Source organism: Mycetocola sp., from assembly GCF_025464835.1.
GTDB lineage: Bacteria > Actinomycetota > Actinomycetes > Actinomycetales > Microbacteriaceae > Mycetocola_A.
On record NZ_JAODMP010000067.1, the window covers coordinates 1 to 17,303 of the forward strand.

The following is a 17,303-nucleotide window of genomic DNA, read 5'->3' on the forward strand; positions in this document are numbered from 1 at the left end:
GGGGGGTCGGTGATCGAGTAGTGACGGAGGAGCGTATCGAGATTCGGGTGTTCGTGGGGGTCTCGATATGGCCGCGGGCGGCCTACTCGACCAGCGGGGGGTCGGTGATCGAGTAGTGGCGGAGGAGCGTATCGAGATTCGGGTGTTTGGTGGGGGTCTCGATATGGCCGCGGGCGGCCTACTCGACCGGCGGGGGTTGGTGATCGGGTAGTGACGGAGGAGCGTATCGAGATTCGGGTGTTGGGTGGGGGTCTCGGTACGGCCGCGGGCGGCCTACTCGACCAGCTGGGGGTTGGTGATCGGGTAGCGACGGAGGAGCGTATCGAGATTCGGGTGTTCGGTGGGGGTTCGATATGGCGGCGGGCGGCCTGCTCGACCAGGGGGGGTCGGTGATCGAGTAGTGACGGAGGAGCGTATCGAGATTCGGGTGTTCGTGGGGGTCTCGATATGGCCGCGGGCGGCCTACTCGACCAGCGGGGGTTGGTGATCGAGTAGCGACGGAGGAGCGGCCTACTCGACCAGCGGTGGGTTGAACGCCTTCGCGCGGTCCACATCGGCGACCGGCACGGCGATGAGTTCGATTCGCATGTCCATGAGCGAGTCCTCCGGCTGTTCGGCGACAGGCTAGAAACCGTCGATGGATACCGGAACCCCCTCGCGGTCAGCGCCGGGCTGTGCCATCGTGAACGGTGTTTCCGCAAGAAGGGAAAGCCATGTTCACACCGGTTCGCGCGTTCAGCGGTTTCAGTGTCGACGACATCGACGCGGCCAGGTCGTTCTACTCCGAGAAACTGGGGCTGACGGTCACCGACGACGAGATGGGCTTCATCAGGATCATCCTGCCAGGAGGCGCGGACGTCCTTGCCTATCCGAAGCCGGACCACTCACCGGCGAGCTTCACCATCCTCAACTTCGTCGTCTCAGATGTCGACACCGCCGTGCACGACCTCAACGGCAAGGGCATCCAGACGAAGATTTATGACGATCCCGATCTGCCCACCGATGACAGAGGCATCATGCGCGACAACGGACCGATGATCGCCTGGTTCCGTGACCCGGCGGGCAACGTCCTGTCCGTGATCGCAGAGTAGGTCGGGTCAGGACCGCTCGGCCGGCGGACCGAGCAGGTTCGTCGCCACCGTCGAGTGTGCGGATTCCGGATCGCTCGGGTGGAACAACCCGGCGAGTGCGTCACGGTAGAGCCTCGACAGCTCGTGCTCGGCGTCGTATGCGCTGCCACCGGAGACACGGATGGCCGTTTCCACGACGCCGCGGCTGACGTCAACGGCACGCGTTTTCGCGCCGACCAGCAGCCGGAACCACGCGGAGCCGTGGTCGGCGAGCGAATCGACATCGCCGGCGAGTGACTCGAGTTGTGGTCCGACCGAATCGAGGGCGATAGCGGCATCTGCCAGCTGCCAGCGGATGTCCGGGTCGTCGGAGTAGCGCCGCCCTCCGTTCTTCAGCGACCTGCGCTGCCCGACGGCGTCGACCCCGAGCTCGAGGGCGCGGTCGCCGATCCCCGCATACACCGCGCCGATGAGCAGCAGGAAGTTGCTGAAGATGCCGAAGACGTACGGGTCGCGGCTCGGGCCCACGGGGAGGATTCGGGCGATCCGCTCGGCGGGAACGACGGCGCCGTCGAGTTGGGTCGAGAAGCTCTGTGTCGCACGCATTCCGAGTGGGGTCCAACTGCCGACCGGACGGTGGCCGTCGGTGTCCCGCGTGAGATACCCGTGCACGAGGGAGGGATTGGCCGGGTCGGAGTCATCGCGGCCGAAGATGCCCAGGCGGGTCCATGCCGGCGAAAGTGAGGTGAAGATCTTGCGTCCGGTGAACGAGGCCCCTCCGTCCCCTGTCGGCGTCGCCACCGTTCGCGAATCGAACAGCACGTCGTCGTTGCCGGCCTCGCTGACACCGAAAGCGAACAGCTCGCCGTGCCTGGCGTCGTCGAGAATCCAGTCGAGACTCGAATCTCCCCGGTCGTGCAGAACCCGCGCGACCCCGACCACAACATGGTGCATGTTGATCCCCAGCGCCGTCGCGGGGGCATACCGGGCGAGGAGCCTCTGGTTCCTCACACCGTCGGCGAGCGACTGCGGGGCGAGGTATCCGGCATCCCGGAGTTCGTCGAGGTCTTCGGTGAAGAAGCGGTTGTCTCGGTCGTAGCCGGCAGCCCTCGAGCGGATCCGTTTGAGCAGGTCGATCTCCAGGTTCGTCACGACCCTCAGACTACCCAACCGCCCCGTCAGTCCTCCTGGTCGTGGGCGACGGTATCCCGGCCGCGCAATTTCTCGAGGTCACGTCTCTCCCGTTTCGTCGGGCGCCCCGCACCACGGTCGCGCATCGGCACGAGGGGGACCTCTTCCCGCGGCGGGGGCGGGGGAGTCCTGTCGATCAGGCACTCGGCTGCGACGCTCGCTCCCACTCGCTTGACCACGATGCGAGACACCTCGACGATGCGGTCGAAGCCGCCTTCCCTCACCCGGACCTCATCGCCGATCTTCACCGGGTACGACGCCTTGACCCGTTCACCGCCGACCCGGACGTGCCCGGCCCGGCAGGCCGTCGTCGCCAGAGACCGGGTTTTGTAGATGCGAACGGCCCACAGCCAGCTGTCGACCCGCGCGCTCGCGACTGGTGTGTTCATCCTCCGAGCCTACGTCGGAGCCTGGCCGGTGGCCGACAGCTGCGTGTACCCACGGTGGACAGCAGACTCGTCACGGCATCCGTGATCTCGACGACGAGGTCGGTGTCGGTGTGGCCAGGTGCAAGCGGAGGAAACCGCACACGCCGGTTGCCGAGGTCGAGTTCCTGCACGGATGACATGAGCGTGGTCGGCGGCGTCAGCAGGCCCCCTTGCCAGTCATGCTGTGGCCGCGCCGACGGGATCCCGGCCCATCCGGCGAGCCGCGGCGCCTCGTATTCGGCGAAGTGTTTCGGGAGGAGGTGATGACCGAGAATCTCGGCGTCGGTGAACCGCTGATTGCCGAAGCTGTGATCGTAGTGCGCGTGCGTGTTGGCCACCCATCGAATGGGAAGCGTGCTGAGCTCGGCGATATCCGAGCGAACCTCCTCGGCCTCACGCGGGTTGTACCGGGTGTCGACCAGGAGAAGATCGTCGTCCCCGACGACCACGGATACCGAAATGTCGAGGGGATCGTAGCGGCGCTGGTAAACGCGGTCGGCGACTTCGTTCCAGGCTGACATGGCTCGATACTACGGGCCGTGCGTTCCACTGCTCAGGGCATGTCGAGGTCGAGCACGTCGCTTCTGGCTGCTTCCGCTTCGGGGCGGCTGGGTTGTAGTGATCGCGTCATCGCGTTGAGTTCGTCGATGAGTTCGGCGTCGAACGGCTCGTCTCCCAGGCTCGGAGCCGGTATCGAGAAAAGCTGGCTGGCTGGTCCGACCAGCATATGGGCGACACCGGACAACCCATCGTCAGTGAGGACAGGGACGCGGATGATGTCGGCATCCTCCGTCTTTCCCAGCGCTCGTGCGTATCGGAGGACGGCTTCGCACACCTCATCACTGGTCAGCATGGATCCACTCGAATAGTAAAGTCGTCTCATCCCATCGACTGTCCTCCGGTCGGGGCCATACCCTCAAGGGGCTTGTGTCACCGGGGGCGGGCGATTATGCGGGCGATCCACCGGCCGTCCGCCGCCCCGGCGGCGTCTCAGATTACGGAGAAGCGCACCGCCATCTCTCGCATCGCGGCTTCCCGGGCGACTAAGGTACAGAATGGATCGGTTCCCCCGCTGATCCAGGAAACTCTGAAAGGTTCCGATGGGCAAGCTCTTCTACGACTCGACGCTCACTGTCGACTTCGACGACCGGGTGCTCGCTCACCTCCAGATCGTGATCGGCGCGAAACTGCGGCGTGGTGAGTCGTTCTATTTCAGCTGGAAAGACGACCCGGCCGTCGGAGACGGGCGCAGTACCATCTGGCTTGCCCCCAACATCCCGCTGCACTACAAATACTTTGGATCCCGCCTACCGGCTCTTAACCGCGAGTGGATCATTGCGTTGAGCGCGTCGTCCAACTCCGCAGGGGGATTGCAGATCGTGCCTGAGCCGTCTGCCGGCTCCGTGCCGACGGACGCGGCCCAACTGTGAAGCGCATCGAAGTTCTCTATGGGGGCGGGAAGTACACGATCCCGAATCGGGATATCGCCGACGTGCAGAAGGAAATCACCGACGCCTTGATGAGCGGTTCGCCGCACTGGCTTGAAGCCAACAGCGGCGAAGGCATCCTGGAACCGGCTTACCTTCTCATCGCTTCGGGGATCACGGTCGCCGTCGTAGATGTGATGGCGACCGTGACCTCCGACTAGTTCTTGCTCGTTGTGCGGTTCTCCGCGCTGATCATCCAGGCATACTGCTCGAGCTTCGCGATGATGGCGTGCAGAATGTCTGCAGTGGTCGGGTCTTCCTCGTCCACCTGGTCGTGGACGTCCCGCATGGTGGCGACAGCCGCTTCAATGCGGACCGTGATGAGGTCGACCGTCTTCGCCGTGTCCGTCTCGCCAGCCGGGTACTCGGGCAACGTGGTGTTCTGCGCGACGGTGTCGCTTCGGCCGTCCGGGGTGGCGTGCAGGGCGCGCATCCGTTCAGCGACCTCGTCGGAGAACTCGCGCGCGGCCTCGACGACCTCGTCGAGCTGAAGGTGAAGGTCGCGGAAGTTCTTGCCGACCACATTCCAGTGCGCCTGCTTTCCCTGGACGTGCAGCTCGATGAGGTCAACAAGAACCTTCTGCATGCAGTCAGCGAGCTCCTTCGAGGCCAGGAATCCACGCTCAGGTTTCTGTCGCCTGGTCGTCTTCGCCCCTGCTTCTGCGGTGGCGGTGCGTTCGCCGGTTGCTGTCGACATGAAGAAGTCCTTTCGAAGATGGGTGTAGACATCTGACAGGCTAGGCGCTGATCCGCGATGGCCTCAAGGGCCTTGCAATCGCTGGCAGAGCTGATAACGGGCGCCGGGAAAGCTGTGGGTTTTCAGTGGAATAGTCAAGCGCGGGCGTGCTCTCTTCTCCTCTAACTAAGGTGAACTATGCCCGCGTACATCCGCACCATCCAGACTGCAGTGCCGCCCACCGTTCTCGTGCAGGCGGATGCACGGGAAGTGTTCTCGGCGCAGCCCGGACTCACGCGGTTGGGGCAGCGGCTCGTACGCACGTCGTTCGACATGTCAGGCATCGAGACCAGACGGAGCATCATCGGTGACTTCGACAGGGAAACGCCGGTGATCGAGCCGGTGTTTTTCGATACGTCCAACGGAGCGTTGAGGTCGCCGTCGACGCGCGCCCGCAACGACATTTACGTCCGGGAGGCCGGCCCGTTGTTCCATGCGGCCGCGCGAGCCGCTCTCGATGCGTGCCCGGAAATCGATGAAACCGATGTCACCCATGTGGTGACGGTGTCGTGCACCGGGTTCTACGCCCCTGGCCCCGACTACGAGCTCGTTCGACAGCTAGGACTGCCAACGAGCACGGAGCGGTACAACATCGGGTTCATGGGTTGTTACGCCGCGTTCCCGGCTTTGCGTGCCGCCGCCGCGTTCTGTGTTGCCGACCCCGATGCCGTCGTGCTCGTTGTCTCCTGCGAGCTGTGCACCATCCACGTGCAGTCATCGAACGATCCGGACCAGATCGTCGCGTCCTCCGTCTTCGGCGATGGCGCCGCCGCCGCCGTCGTCACCGCCAGCCCCGCACCGGATGCCCCGTCGCTGGCGATCGACCGGCTCGCCAGCGACCTGACTCCGGTGGGGGAGAAGGACATGGCGTGGACCATCGGTGACACCGGGTTCCAGATGGTGCTCAGCGCGGCCGTGCCGAAGATCATCGATACGTACATCGAGGGCGCGCTTGGGCCTCTGCTCTCGAAGGAACCGGCGCTCGCTGCCGACCCGGCCGCGGGCATCCGGCACTGGGCCATCCACCCGGGCGGGCGAAGCATCCTCGACAAGGTGGAAGCGAAGCTCGGCCTCAGCGAAAGCCAGCTCGAACCGTCGAGGCGGATCCTCCGCGATTACGGCAACATGTCGAGCGCCACTGTGCTGTTCGTGCTCAAGGAGATCCTCGAGCAGGTGGCGGCAGGAGGCGACGAGCGCGTCTGCGCCATGGCGTTCGGGCCGGGGCTCACCGTCGAGACAGGACTGTTCACCCGCGTCGCCGCCGGGTCATGATGGCACGGCAGCAGCGATTCATTCCGCCGCTGGCGACGCGCGACGACGCGCTCGTCGAGCGCATGGACGAGCCGTCCTGCGACAGGGAGACGCTGTTCCGAACCTACGCAGCCTTCCCCCGGGTGAACCGGGTGGTGTCCGGATGGCGGAAAACGTACGTTTCGCAGATCCGGCCACGGTTCAGCGGACCGGTGCAGAGCCTCGTTGACATCGGCTCCGGCGGTGGCGACCTCGCGAGGGCCCTTGTCGGCTGGGCACGCGACGACGGCGTGAGGCTCGACGTCACGGCCGTCGACCCGGATCCACGAGCGTTCGACTACGTGCAGACGCTGCCGCCCGTCGATGGCATCGTTTTTCGGCGGTGCGCAAGCACCGACCTTGCCGACGAGGGCGCCCGTTTCGACTTCGTCATCTCGAACCATGTGCTGCACCACCTCGGAGCCGCCGAACTCGGCGCAGTGTTCGCCGACTCCGAGCGACTCGCCCGTCGTGCGGTCATCCACAGTGACATCCGCCGATCCGCTGCGGCCTACCTGTTGTTCTCGGCGTTCACGGCGGCCGGGTTCCGCGGATCGTTCATCCGTGAGGATGGGTTGCTCTCGATCCGGCGCAGCTACCGCCTCGAGGAGCTCGCTGCCCTCGCGCCGCGAGGTTGGACGGTCAGAGCGCAGGCGCCGCACCGCCTGTTGCTGCTCTTCGAGCCGGACCCGTGCGGTGCATGACGTCGCGATCGTCGGCGCCCGGTCGGCGCGTTCCTCGTCGTTCTCATCGATGCCTGCCTCGACGCCGTCGCCGTCGACGCCAGGACCGGGACGTCCGCTTCGTTTCGCGCCATCGGCATCCATCCACCGTCCCTTCGCTTGCTCGATGCGATCGGCGTCGATGACCAGATCCGGGACGCAGGCGTGCACAACTCGCGTGGGGTCGCTCGGCCCGACGGAATCGTGGAGTCTTTTCTGTTACCGGGCGGTGTGCGGCGCTGGGTGGTGCACGAGGGGGCTCACGGTTCATCGACGGTCAGGCGGCTCTCGCCCGACGGGCCGCAGGCCAGGCGGAAGAGAACATGCTGTTGGGCCGGCCGGCCCCTGGGGTGTTTCAGCGGGGCCGAGTGCTGCTTGCGACGCTGATCTCGCTGCCACCCGTCGGTCGGCATGTCGCCCGCGTGTTCACGATGGGGACGCTTTGCTCGTCAGCGGAGCAACGCCTCAAGCACGGTGGTCGCGGTGACCGCGGAACCAGCGGGACTCGGATGCAGGAGGTCGGGCAGGAGAAGCAGCTCAGGCGCTGGCGCGGCCAGGTAGGCGGCGTGTGCGTCGATCGGTCGAACGGCCTGGTTCTCGGCGAGCCAGGAGGTCACGTTGTCGATCACCATGGTGTGTTCGGTCGCCCAGCCGTCGAATCGCGGATTCTCGAGGATCGCCGCATAGCCGACGGTCTTCGGCCAGTATCGTTCCGTCTCCGCGACCAGCGCGGCGAGCTGCGGGGCCACCGCCTGCGGATCCGGCACATTGTTCAGGCCGTGGTTGAAGAGAATGAGATCGGGTTGCTCGGGCACCAGCATGTCGAAGTGCGTGAGCGAGTACTTGCCGGTCTTGCCGCTCGCCGAACCGTTCCAGACGATGATCGGTGCGGATGCCCCATCCTCGTTCGACCGGACCTCCGGCGAATAGCTGCCGGTGAGGACGTCCCACGGATGCTGGATCAGGGGCCGGTCGAGGTCCTCGGCGAGTTGCTGGAATGCCAGGTCGACCCATTCACCCGGCTCGTTGCCGGTCGAGTCGCCGATCACGGTGACGATGAACGGGCGCCCGTCGTCGGCCAGCCGATCCCGTGCGTCGACGAAGGGGACAAGCTCAGACCGGGGCTCCGCCGCGAGGGCTGGCCCTGTGTCAACGCCTGCGGACGTTCCAGCCGCCGGCCGCGGCACCGTTGCGAAGGCGACGCTGAGGATCACTCCGGCTACCACGACCGGGATTCCGACGCGGAGGAGCATCATCGAGATGAAACGACGACCGTGCTGACGAGGATCCAACGGGGTCAGTCGGGGCGACGGGCTCATGCGTAAACAGTACGACCTTCAGCGACCCTCTCCCGCCATCCCCCTCACTCTGGGGGAGCCGGCCGGTGTCGGGGAGCGAGGACCGCGCGCCGACTCGTCGATCACTCCCGGCGGTCTTTAGACTGGTGGCGTGGAACACCGGGCGGAACCAGAAGCGAGTGACCGTATCCTGACGGTCCCGAACATCCTGAGTTTCCTGCGCCTCGCCCTCGTCCCGGTCTTTCTCGTTCTTCTCGTCGAGGGAGAGGACCTGGCCGCACTCGCTGTCCTGGCACTGTCGGGTTTCACCGACTTTCTCGACGGATACCTCGCCAGGCGTCTCAACCAGGTGTCGAAGCTCGGCCAGTTGCTCGACCCTGCAGCTGATCGGCTCTACATCCTCGCGGCACTGCTCGGCCTGGGCTGGCGCGACCTCATCCCGCTCTGGCTCGTCGTGGTCATCATTGCCAGAGATGTCATGCTCATCGCGCTGGCCGCCTGGCTGGCCAAGATCGGCCATGGCGCTTTCCCGGTGAACTGGGTGGGGAAGTGGGCCACCGCATGCCTCTTCGTCGGCCTCCCGCTTCTCATGCTCGCGGCTGCTTTCCCGGCGACCGCGGTTGTCACCCAGCCGGTCGGACTCATCGTCGCCATCCTGGGTGCCGCGCTGTACTGGTGGGCCGGCGGGTTGTACCTGCTTCAAACGGTGAGAGCCAGTGGAATACCCAAGGGACAGACGGAGCCTCAATCCGATACGCTGGAACCCTAGGAGGTTCAGGTGTCATATCCCCACGAGCAGACTCCCCACACAGGGGCGTTTCTGCGCGAGCCAGCGGCGCAGAACGATGCAGCCGGCGGTGCCGCGAACGATACAACCGCGAGTTTCAGCCGGGAGTTCGGCGCAAACCTGTCGAGCGTCGACAGCGATGTCAGCGCTGAAGAGCACGACGCCATCGCCGCGCTGCCGAGCGGGTCAGCACTGCTGATCGTTCGGCGGGGCCCGAACAGCGGCGCCCGTTTCCTTCTCGACGCTGATGTGACGTTGGCCGGCAGGCATCCAGACGCCGAAATCTTCCTCGATGATGTCACGGTCTCGCGTCGACACGCCGAGTTCCTCAGGCACGGGGTGGCGTTCGAGATCAAGGACCTCAACTCACTCAACGGCACCTATTTCGACGGGGTCCGGATCGACAGCGCGCTGCTGAGCGACGGAGCTGAAGTCCAGATCGGCAAATTCCGCCTGACCTTCTACCCGTCCAGACTCGACCTGCACCCGCCAGCGGGCGCCTAGACCGTGACTGGCCAGGCAGCGCAGCAGAGCTACGACCAGCGCGACCCCGGCAAATCGAGGACCTCACCGGCTCCGCAGCTCCTCAGCATCGGCCAGGTTCTGGCGCGACTGGCGAAGGAGTTTCCCGAGCTCAGCAATTCGAAGCTGCGTTTCCTCGAGGAGCAGGGTCTGGTCTCTCCCTCGCGGACGAAATCGGGATACCGCAAGTTCTCGCCGCAGGACGTGGAGCGGCTGAGGCTGATCCTCTCCATGCAGCGTGACCACTACCTCCCGCTCAAGGTCATCCGCGGCCACCTGGCAGAGATCGACGCCGGGCGCGCTCCCGCCCTCCCTGGGGCTTCAGCCGGCGGCCAGATCTCCTCGATCATTCCCGCCGGGCGCCGCTACCAGCGGGAGGACGTTCTCCGCGAGTCCGGGGCGTCGGCGACACTCTTCTCCGAGGCCATCTCCGCGTCCATCCTCACCCCGGCGGAGACCTACGGCGAGGACGCGGTGACGGTACTTCGATCACTCGTCGCGCTCAAGAAGTGCGGCATCGAACCTCGTCATCTCCGGGGCTACCGTGCGACGGCCGAGCGGGAAGTCAGCATGATCGAGAGCGCGCTGCTTCCCATCGCCCGACGCAAGGACGCGGGCAGCCGCGCCCGCGCAGCCGAACTGTCCGGCGAAATCGCAGGCCAGCTCGACGTCATCCGAGCCAGCCTCGTCCGAAGCGCACTGGGCCGATTGACGTCGTGAGATTAGACTGAACTTTGGCCGATTGTCACAGAACGATCACAGCCAGCCGACACGCCGACGCCGTCAGCGCGGATGTCGTTGAAGAAGACCGCAGCCCTCGGTACCGTGGACTGTGCGGTACCGCCGCAGTCGAACACAGAGGAGCACACGGATGAGCGAGATCCCCGCCAACGACAGTCCTCGCTATGACCTGGGCCTCCTCTTCACCGACGGGTTGCCGGAGATGGACGACCAGGCCGGCTACCGCGGGGCCGTCGCCGCTCGCGCGGCAGGCATCAGCTACCGCCAGCTCGACTACTGGGCACGCACCGGGCTTGTCGAGCCGACAGTGCGCGGCGCAGCCGGATCCGGTTCGCAGCGCCTGTACGGTTTCCGCGACATCCTCGTTCTCAAACTCGTCAAGCGGCTGCTCGACACCGGCATCTCGCTCCAGCAGATCCGCACGGCTGTCAACCAGCTCCGCGAATCCGGTATCAACGACCTCGCCCAGACTACGCTGATGAGCGACGGAGCAAGCGTTTACCTCTGCACATCAAATGACGAGGTCATCGACCTCGTGAGCCGGGGGCAGGGAGTCTTCGGCATCGCCGTCGGCAAGGTCCTCCGCGAAGTGGAGACCACCCTCATCGAGTTCGACTCACAGGCGGCAGACCCGATGGACGAACTCGCCGCGCGTCGCACCGCACGCACGGCCTGAGCGAGCCGCGCCACCGATACACCTCCTGCGGACAGGAACACCCGGCACGCGGGGTGTACCGGTCCGGAACAGGTGATCTCGAGCAAGGGGTGTACCGGTCCGGGACAGGTGAACCCCGTCAGGGCCGGACTCGCCCGGTCGACCGGGACTCTAGCGTGCGGCGTTCGCGGTCTCGGCGTACTCGCCGACGCGGCCGGTGCGGAGCACACGATCGAGGAGCAGGTCGAAGTTCGCCGCCATCTCCTGGGCGCTGTCGCCCGGCCAGATGTGCAGCGGTTTAGCAGCTCCCTGCGCCTGCTGGAGCGACGTGCGTTCCGGAAGCTGTGGGCTGAGAACGAGGGGGCCGAACATGTCGCGCAGTTCCTTGATCCGGAACTGGTGCTCCACCGACTGCGAACGGACCCGGTTGACGACGATGCCGAGCGGCTGCAGCCGGGGGCTGAGCCCGCGCCGGATCTCCTCGATCGCACGCAAGGCACGGTCGGCGGCGGCGACGGAGAACAGTCCGGGTTCGGTGACGACAACGACGCGGTCGCTGGCGGCCCACGCGGTGCGGGTGAGGGCGTTCAGTGAGGGAGCGCAGTCGATCAGCACGAGGTCGTAGTCGTCCTCGACGTGCGCAAGCGCCTCTTCCAACTTCCAGATGTCACGGATCGACGGATGCGGTCCGTCAAAGTTGATCGCAGACGGGCTGCCGATGAGCACGTCGATCGTTCCTGCGTGGGACTTGGTCCATCCGCTCGGCGCGATCGCCTGCCGAACGGTCTTCTCCTTGGGAGAAGCGAGTACGTCCGCGACGTTGAGTCGCCCGGCGAGGGCGATGTCCATGCCGGTTGAAACGTCCGACTGGGGATCGAGGTCGACGACGAGAGTCCGGACGCCTTTCGCGAACGCGGCGGACGCCAGGCCAAGGCTGACAGTGGTTTTCCCGACGCCTCCCTTGAGGCTCGAGACGCTGAGTACGTGCACAAGTAGATACGTTACCTTCACTAAGCTGGCAGAACCTAACTGTTCCCTGTGCGCTGTCCTGCCAGAGAGGTCTGCATGTTCCAGAAAATTCTTGTTGCCAACCGAGGCGAGATCGCCATTCGCGCTTTCCGCGCCGCGTACGAACTCGGGGCAAAAACCGTTGCGGTCTTCCCGTACGAGGACCGCAACTCCATGCACAGGCTGAAAGCCGATGAGGCATACCAGATCGGTGAACCGGGACACCCGGTGCGTGCCTACCTCGACGTTTCGGAGATCATCCGTGTCGCCCTCGAGTCAGGCGCGGATGCCATCTACCCCGGTTACGGTTTCCTCTCGGAGAACCCCGACCTCGCAGAGCAGGCCGCGGCGAACGGCATCACGTTCATCGGACCCACCTCGAACGTGCTCGAAATGGCCGGCAACAAGGTCACCGCGAAGACCCACGCGATCGAAGCGGGCGTCCCCGTGCTCGCTTCCACGCCGGCATCCCGCGACATCGATGAACTCCTCGCCGGCGCGGACGAGGTCGGCTTCCCGCTCTTCGCGAAGGCCGTCGCCGGCGGCGGCGGACGGGGGATGCGACGCGTCGCGACGAAGGAGGAACTCGCCCCGGCACTTGCTGAAGCCATGCGCGAAGCAGACAGCGCATTCGGCGACCCGACCATGTTCCTCGAGCAGGCCGTGATCCGTCCCCGCCACATCGAGGTGCAGATCCTGGCAGACGCCGCAGGCGAAACAGTGCACCTCTTCGAGCGGGACTGCTCGGTCCAGCGCCGCAACCAGAAGGTCGTAGAAATCGCACCGGCGCCGAACATCAGCGATGAACTCCGAGCCAACCTGTACCGCGACGCCATCGCGTTCGCCCGCTCGATCGGTTACGTGAACGCCGGAACCGTGGAGTTCCTGCTGGACACCGCGGGGGCGAACAAGGGCAAGCACGTCTTCATCGAGATGAACCCGCGCATCCAGGTCGAACACACCGTGACCGAGGAAGTGACAGACGTCGACCTCGTGCAGGCTCAGATCCGCATCGCAGCGGGGGAGAGCCTTGCCGACCTCCGGTTGACGCAGGACCAGATCCAGCTTCACGGCGCGGCGCTGCAGTGCCGCATCACCACTGAGGACCCCTCACAGAACTTCCGCCCTGACACCGGCAAGATCACGACGTACCGTTCTCCGGGCGGCGGAGGTATCCGCCTCGACGGCGGAACCATCAACCCCGGCGCCCAGATCAGCCCGCACTTCGACTCGATGCTCGCCAAGATGACCTGCCGCGGCCGGGACTTCCCCGCAGCCGTCGCCAGGGCGAAGCGCGGTCTCGCCGAGTTCCGCATCCGCGGCGTCTCGACCAACATCTCCTTCCTCCAGGCCGTTCTCGAGGATCCGTCGTTCGTCGCCGGTGACCTCAGCACCTCGTTCATCGACGAACGGCCCGAGCTGGTCCGCGGCCGGGTCTCAAAGGACCGCGGTACGAAGATCATGAACTGGCTCGCCGACGTCACGGTGAACCAGCCCAACGGTCCGCGGCCGACGAACCTCCACCCCGCCGAGAAGCTGCCAGAGATCGACCTCAGCCTGCCGGCTCCCGCCGGTGCCCGCCAGCGGCTGCTCGAGCTCGGCCCGCAGGGCTTCGCCCGTTCCCTCCGCGAGCAGACCGCCCTCGCCGTCACCGAAACCACCTTCCGTGACGCGCACCAGTCGCTCCTCGCCACCCGGGTGCGCACTCGGGACCTGCTCGCAGCAGCCCCGTACGTGGCCCGGCTGACGCCTGAGCTGCTGTCCGTTGAGGCATGGGGCGGAGCGACATACGACGTCGCCCTCCGCTTCCTCGGCGAGGACCCGTGGGAACGCCTGTCGAGCCTGCGGGAAGCACTGCCGAACATCAACATCCAGATGCTCCTCCGCGGGCGGAACACCGTCGGCTACACGCCGTATCCCACGGCGGTGACGGATGCCTTCGTCCGGGAGGCAGCGGACAGCGGCGTCGACATCTTCCGCATCTTCGACGCACTCAACGACGTCAGCCAGATGCGCCCGGCGATCGACGCCGTGCTCGCGACCGGCACCACCGTCGCCGAAGTGGCCGTCTGCTACACCGGGGATCTCCTCGACCCGAACGAGAACCTCTACACGCTCGACTATTACCTGAGACTCGCCGACGAGATCGTGTCATCGGGGGCGCACATCCTCGCGATCAAGGACATGGCAGGCCTGCTGCGCCCTGCCGCCGCCGCCCGCCTCGTCTCCGCGTTCCGTGACCGCTTCGACGTGCCCGTCCACGTCCACACGCACGACACGGCAGGAGGCCAGCTCGCCACGCTTCTCGCCGCGTCCCAGGCCGGTGCCGACGCCGTCGATGTGGCAAGCGCACCGATGTCAGGCACGACCAGCCAGCCGTCGGCATCCGCCCTTGTCGCCGCGCTCGCGCACACCGAACGTGACACCGGACTGTCGCTTCAGGCGGTCACCGACCTCGAACCGTACTGGGAAGCCGTTCGGCACATCTACAAGCCGTTCGAGTCCGGCCTGCCAGGACCGACCGGCCGGGTCTACCGCCACGAGATCCCGGGTGGCCAGCTCTCCAACCTGCGCCAGCAGGCCATCGCGCTTGGCCTCGCCGACCACTTCGAGCTCATCGAGGACATGTACGCCGCGGCGAACAACATCCTCGGTCGCGTGCCCAAGGTGACGCCGTCGTCGAAGGTCGTCGGCGACCTCGCCCTCTACCTCGCGGCAGTGAAAGCCGACCCGGAGGACTTCGCCGAGAACCCGGATAAGTACGACGTCCCGGATTCCGTGGTCGGTTTCATGGCCGGCGAGCTGGGTGACCTGCCCGGTGGCTGGCCCGAACCCTTCCGCAGCAAGGTGCTCGCAGGGAAGAACATCAACATCGAGGTCGCACCGCTCAGCGACGATGACCAGAAGTTGCTCGACGGCACCTCACTCGAACGCCGGGCCACGCTGAACCGGTTGCTCTTCGCCGCGCCGACGAAGCAATTCGAGTCGGTGCGGGAAACCTACGGCGACCTCTCCGTCGTCGACACGATCGACTACCTCTACGGCCTCGAACCGGGTGCGGAGCACGTCATCGAGATCGCAAAGGGCGTTCGGCTGTACGCGGGACTCGAAGCGATCGGCGAGCCGGACGACAAGGGGATGCGGACGGTCATGACGACGCTCAACGGACAGCTGCGTCCGGTGTTCATCCGCGACACCAGCATCCAGGTGGAGTCGAAGGTCGTCGAAAAGGCCGATACGTCGAAGCCGGGACAGGTCGCCGCGCCGTTCTCCGGCGTCGTGACCCTCAAGGTGCAGGAAGGCGACACGGTCGCTGCCGGTGACGCCGTCGCATCCATCGAGGCGATGAAGATGGAGGCCGCGATCACCACGCCCGTGGCCGGGCGCGTACAACGGCTCGCCATCCCCAGCACTCAGCAGGTCGAAGCCGGGGACCTCATCGCTGTGGTGCACCCTGAGGATTAGGGAACGCAGAGGAACGCTCACGTTTGCGTTGCTCCCGCCTATGCTTGTCGTCGAACCCGAAGGAAGGCGGTAGTCCTGTGACTTCCACCAGAGGACGCGGCGGCATCGCACGTCACACCGGTGACGAGGTCGTCGCGCCCATACTCGATGACGTCAAGATCGACACGGCGGCCATCGATGTCGTCGGATCGTCACCAACGGTGTCGGTCCAGCTGCCCGCTTCGCCGATCCACGACATTCCAGAGGACGAACGGGCCGTCGCCATCGACGACGTCGCGGGAACCCCGGACACCCTCCAAGCCGACCAGCCAACGACGCATTCCGTCGAGGTCGTCGCAACCGTTCCGCCTGCAGATCCTGAACCGACGGGTGTCAGCGCAACGCGGTACCAGAAGGGCGCACCGGAAACGTCGGCGCTACTGACAAGCGATCGCCTCCTCGAAGGGATGCCGTCGACCCGTGTTCCGCCTGAGGGCCGCTGGCAGCGCCTTGTGTACGACGCTACCTTCCGCCGGGTGAATCTGGGGAACTCGCCGGCCGTGACCGCGCGCAAGGAACTGGACCATCGCATCCGGCGTCCGTTGGAAGGAGGGGCGCGATTCGTGCCCGTCCTGACCAGGAAGGGCGGTGTCGGCAAGACCACCGTCACCGCGCTGCTCGGGATGGCCCTTGCCGATTCCCGCGACGACCGCACCATCGCGGTTGACGCGAACCCGGACCGCGGAACCCTCTCGGAGCGGATCGCCCAGCACACCCCATACACAGTCCGCGACATCGTTCGCGACGCCGACAGCATCACCCGGTACACCGAATTCTCCGAACGGGTGGCTCGGGATGAGACCCGCCTCGACGTTCTCGCCTCGGATACCGACCCGCACCTCGCCGAAGCGTTCAACGAGGACGATTACAACACCGTCGCCGACCTCGCAGCCAGGTTTTACTCGTTCGTGCTGACCGACTGCGGGACCGGGATCGTGCACTCCGTCATGCGGGCGACGCTGTCCCGCGCTGATTCCGTCGTCATCGTCTCAGGATCGAGCGTCGACGAGGCCAGGTTGGCATCCGAAACTCTCAGCTGGCTGGAACAGAACGGCTACGAGCAGCTCGTGTCCAACGCCGTCGTCGCTCTCAATACGGCGACGCAGGGTGCCCAGATGGTGCGGCTGGACGAGATCGAGAGCCACTTCCGATCGCGGGTCCGTGAGATCGTCCGCATTCCCTATGACCCGCAACTCGCGGCGGGCGCCGCCATCAGTTTCACACAGCTCCGCCCGGCGACCAGGCATGCGGCCCGCATCCTCGCAGCACACGTCGTCGAGGGCCTGCCCTCCCCGCGATCCTGACCACAGCACCAACCGAAAGACACCAGTGACAGAACGACAAATCCGAATCTTCGGGGATCCGGTCCTCAAGACTGCGTCCGCACCGATCGACACCATCGATGAAGGCATCCGGGGTCTCGTCGACGACCTGCTCGACAGTGTCCGGCCGCCTGGCCGCGCCGGAGTTGCGGCCAGCCAGATCGGGGTGAACCTCCGGGCGTTCAGTTACAACGTCGACGGTGACATCGGTTACATCCTCAACCCGGTCATCGTCGAGACCGGGGGAGAGAAGGAACCGGTCGATGAGGGCTGCCTCTCGGTCCCCGGGCTCTGGTACCCCACCCCGCGTTATCCGTTCGTGCGAGTCGTCGGCAGCGACCTCGACGGGAACCCAGTGGAGTTGAGCGGCACAGGACTGCTGGCCCAGGCGCTGCAGCACGAGGTCGATCATCTCGACGGGTTGTTGTACCTCGACCGCCTCGACAAGGAGAACCGCAGGGCGGCGATGAAGGAAGTTCGCGAAAGCAACTGGTTCTAGCACGCACCGACCGACACGAAACGGCCGGTTCTGCTCCCCGTGG

The 17,303-nt window shown here is 65.8% G+C and carries 20 protein-coding genes; 13 read left to right on the forward strand and 7 right to left on the reverse strand.

Annotated elements, in window-relative coordinates; genetic code table 11:
• Positions 1-713: 713 nt before the first annotated feature.
• Positions 714-1,091: a VOC family protein gene (locus tag JWP90_RS08125; RefSeq protein WP_297362246.1), complete on the forward strand. Its 378-nt coding sequence runs from the start codon at positions 714-716 to the stop codon at positions 1,089-1,091.
• A 6-nt stretch (positions 1,092-1,097) separates the two neighbouring features.
• On the opposite strand, the gene JWP90_RS08130 is transcribed toward JWP90_RS08125, so the two are convergent.
• From JWP90_RS08130 to JWP90_RS08145, 4 genes are read right to left on the reverse strand one after another with little or no spacing between them, the layout of a single operon-like run.
• Positions 1,098-2,222 (reverse strand): acyl-CoA dehydrogenase family protein, encoded by a 1,125-nt coding sequence (locus tag JWP90_RS08130; protein WP_297362249.1) that lies wholly within the window; start codon positions 2,220-2,222, stop codon positions 1,098-1,100.
• A 26-nt stretch (positions 2,223-2,248) separates the two neighbouring features.
• On the reverse strand, positions 2,249-2,650 hold the full coding sequence (locus tag JWP90_RS08135) for an RNA-binding S4 domain-containing protein (RefSeq protein WP_297362252.1): 402 nt from the start codon (positions 2,648-2,650) through the stop codon (positions 2,249-2,251).
• Positions 2,647-3,210: an MBL fold metallo-hydrolase gene (locus tag JWP90_RS08140; protein ID WP_297362255.1), complete on the reverse strand. Its 564-nt coding sequence runs from the start codon at positions 3,208-3,210 to the stop codon at positions 2,647-2,649. The genes JWP90_RS08135 and JWP90_RS08140 overlap by 4 nt, the downstream gene beginning before the upstream one ends.
• A 32-nt stretch (positions 3,211-3,242) precedes the next feature.
• Complete coding sequence (locus tag JWP90_RS08145) at positions 3,243-3,542, reverse strand: hypothetical protein (protein ID WP_297362258.1); 300 nt, start codon at positions 3,540-3,542, stop codon at positions 3,243-3,245.
• 247 nt (positions 3,543-3,789) lie between these two features.
• On the opposite strand from JWP90_RS08145, the gene JWP90_RS08150 reads away from it, so the two are divergent.
• Positions 3,790-4,119: an ATP-dependent DNA ligase gene (locus JWP90_RS08150; protein WP_297362260.1), complete on the forward strand. Its 330-nt coding sequence runs from the start codon at positions 3,790-3,792 to the stop codon at positions 4,117-4,119.
• Positions 4,116-4,337, forward strand: a complete 222-nt coding sequence (locus tag JWP90_RS08155; protein ID WP_297362263.1) for a hypothetical protein — start codon at positions 4,116-4,118, stop codon at positions 4,335-4,337. Before JWP90_RS08150 ends, JWP90_RS08155 begins: the two co-directional genes overlap by 4 nt.
• On the opposite strand, the gene JWP90_RS08160 is transcribed toward JWP90_RS08155, so the two are convergent.
• Complete coding sequence (locus JWP90_RS08160) at positions 4,334-4,873, reverse strand: DNA starvation/stationary phase protection protein (RefSeq protein WP_297362266.1); 540 nt, start codon at positions 4,871-4,873, stop codon at positions 4,334-4,336. The genes JWP90_RS08155 and JWP90_RS08160 overlap by 4 nt on opposite strands.
• Before the next feature lie 177 nt (positions 4,874-5,050).
• On the opposite strand from JWP90_RS08160, the gene JWP90_RS08165 reads away from it, so the two are divergent.
• Genes JWP90_RS08165 through JWP90_RS13185 form a run of 3 tightly spaced genes read left to right on the forward strand, consistent with a single transcriptional unit; the run spans position 5,051 to position 7,311 of the window.
• Complete coding sequence (locus tag JWP90_RS08165; protein WP_297362269.1) at positions 5,051-6,184, forward strand: type III polyketide synthase; 1,134 nt, start codon at positions 5,051-5,053, stop codon at positions 6,182-6,184.
• Complete coding sequence (locus JWP90_RS08170) at positions 6,181-6,906, forward strand: methyltransferase domain-containing protein (protein ID WP_297362271.1); 726 nt, start codon at positions 6,181-6,183, stop codon at positions 6,904-6,906. Before JWP90_RS08165 ends, JWP90_RS08170 begins: the two co-directional genes overlap by 4 nt.
• 45 nt (positions 6,907-6,951) lie before the next feature.
• Entirely contained in the window at positions 6,952-7,311 is a 360-nt protein-coding gene (locus tag JWP90_RS13185; protein WP_367182697.1) for a hypothetical protein, read from the forward strand.
• 62 nt (positions 7,312-7,373) lie between these two features.
• Here JWP90_RS13185 and JWP90_RS08175 read toward each other — a convergent pair whose 3' ends face one another.
• A complete protein-coding gene (locus JWP90_RS08175) occupies positions 7,374-8,243 on the reverse strand; it encodes an SGNH/GDSL hydrolase family protein (protein WP_297362274.1) in 870 nt (289 codons plus the stop codon).
• A gap of 130 nt (positions 8,244-8,373) precedes the next feature.
• On the opposite strand from JWP90_RS08175, the gene pgsA reads away from it, so the two are divergent.
• The 4 genes from pgsA to JWP90_RS08195 all read left to right on the forward strand — a co-directional run bounded on the left by pgsA (position 8,374) and on the right by JWP90_RS08195 (position 10,948).
• On the forward strand, positions 8,374-8,991 hold the full coding sequence (pgsA, locus tag JWP90_RS08180) for a CDP-diacylglycerol--glycerol-3-phosphate 3-phosphatidyltransferase (protein ID WP_297362276.1): 618 nt from the start codon (positions 8,374-8,376) through the stop codon (positions 8,989-8,991).
• A gap of 51 nt (positions 8,992-9,042) precedes the next feature.
• Positions 9,043-9,513, forward strand: a complete 471-nt coding sequence (locus tag JWP90_RS08185; RefSeq protein WP_297362441.1) for an FHA domain-containing protein — start codon at positions 9,043-9,045, stop codon at positions 9,511-9,513.
• Positions 9,514-9,600: 87 nt separating this feature from the next.
• The gene (locus JWP90_RS08190; RefSeq protein ID WP_297362444.1) at positions 9,601-10,251 is read left to right on the forward strand and encodes a MerR family transcriptional regulator; all 651 of its coding nucleotides are present in this window, start codon (positions 9,601-9,603) and stop codon (positions 10,249-10,251) included.
• A 151-nt stretch (positions 10,252-10,402) separates the two neighbouring features.
• The gene (locus tag JWP90_RS08195) at positions 10,403-10,948 is read left to right on the forward strand and encodes a MerR family transcriptional regulator (protein ID WP_297362279.1); all 546 of its coding nucleotides are present in this window, start codon (positions 10,403-10,405) and stop codon (positions 10,946-10,948) included.
• Positions 10,949-11,098: 150 nt separating this feature from the next.
• Here the strand turns inward: JWP90_RS08195 and JWP90_RS08200 are convergent, their stop codons facing one another.
• The gene (locus JWP90_RS08200; protein ID WP_297362282.1) at positions 11,099-11,917 is read right to left on the reverse strand and encodes a ParA family protein; all 819 of its coding nucleotides are present in this window, start codon (positions 11,915-11,917) and stop codon (positions 11,099-11,101) included.
• 75 nt (positions 11,918-11,992) lie between these two features.
• Between JWP90_RS08200 and JWP90_RS08205 the strand changes: the two genes are divergently transcribed.
• The 3 genes from JWP90_RS08205 to def all read left to right on the forward strand — a co-directional run bounded on the left by JWP90_RS08205 (position 11,993) and on the right by def (position 17,260).
• Positions 11,993-15,400 carry a pyruvate carboxylase gene (locus JWP90_RS08205; protein WP_297362285.1) on the forward strand — a complete coding sequence of 1,136 codons (3,408 nt, stop codon included), beginning with the start codon at positions 11,993-11,995 and terminating at the stop codon, positions 15,398-15,400.
• Positions 15,401-15,477: 77 nt separating this feature from the next.
• A complete protein-coding gene (locus JWP90_RS08210) occupies positions 15,478-16,743 on the forward strand; it encodes a MinD/ParA family protein (protein WP_297362289.1) in 1,266 nt (421 codons plus the stop codon).
• Positions 16,744-16,768: 25 nt separating this feature from the next.
• Positions 16,769-17,260: a peptide deformylase gene (def, locus tag JWP90_RS08215; RefSeq protein ID WP_297362292.1), complete on the forward strand. Its 492-nt coding sequence runs from the start codon at positions 16,769-16,771 to the stop codon at positions 17,258-17,260.
• Positions 17,261-17,303: the final 43 nt, after the last annotated feature.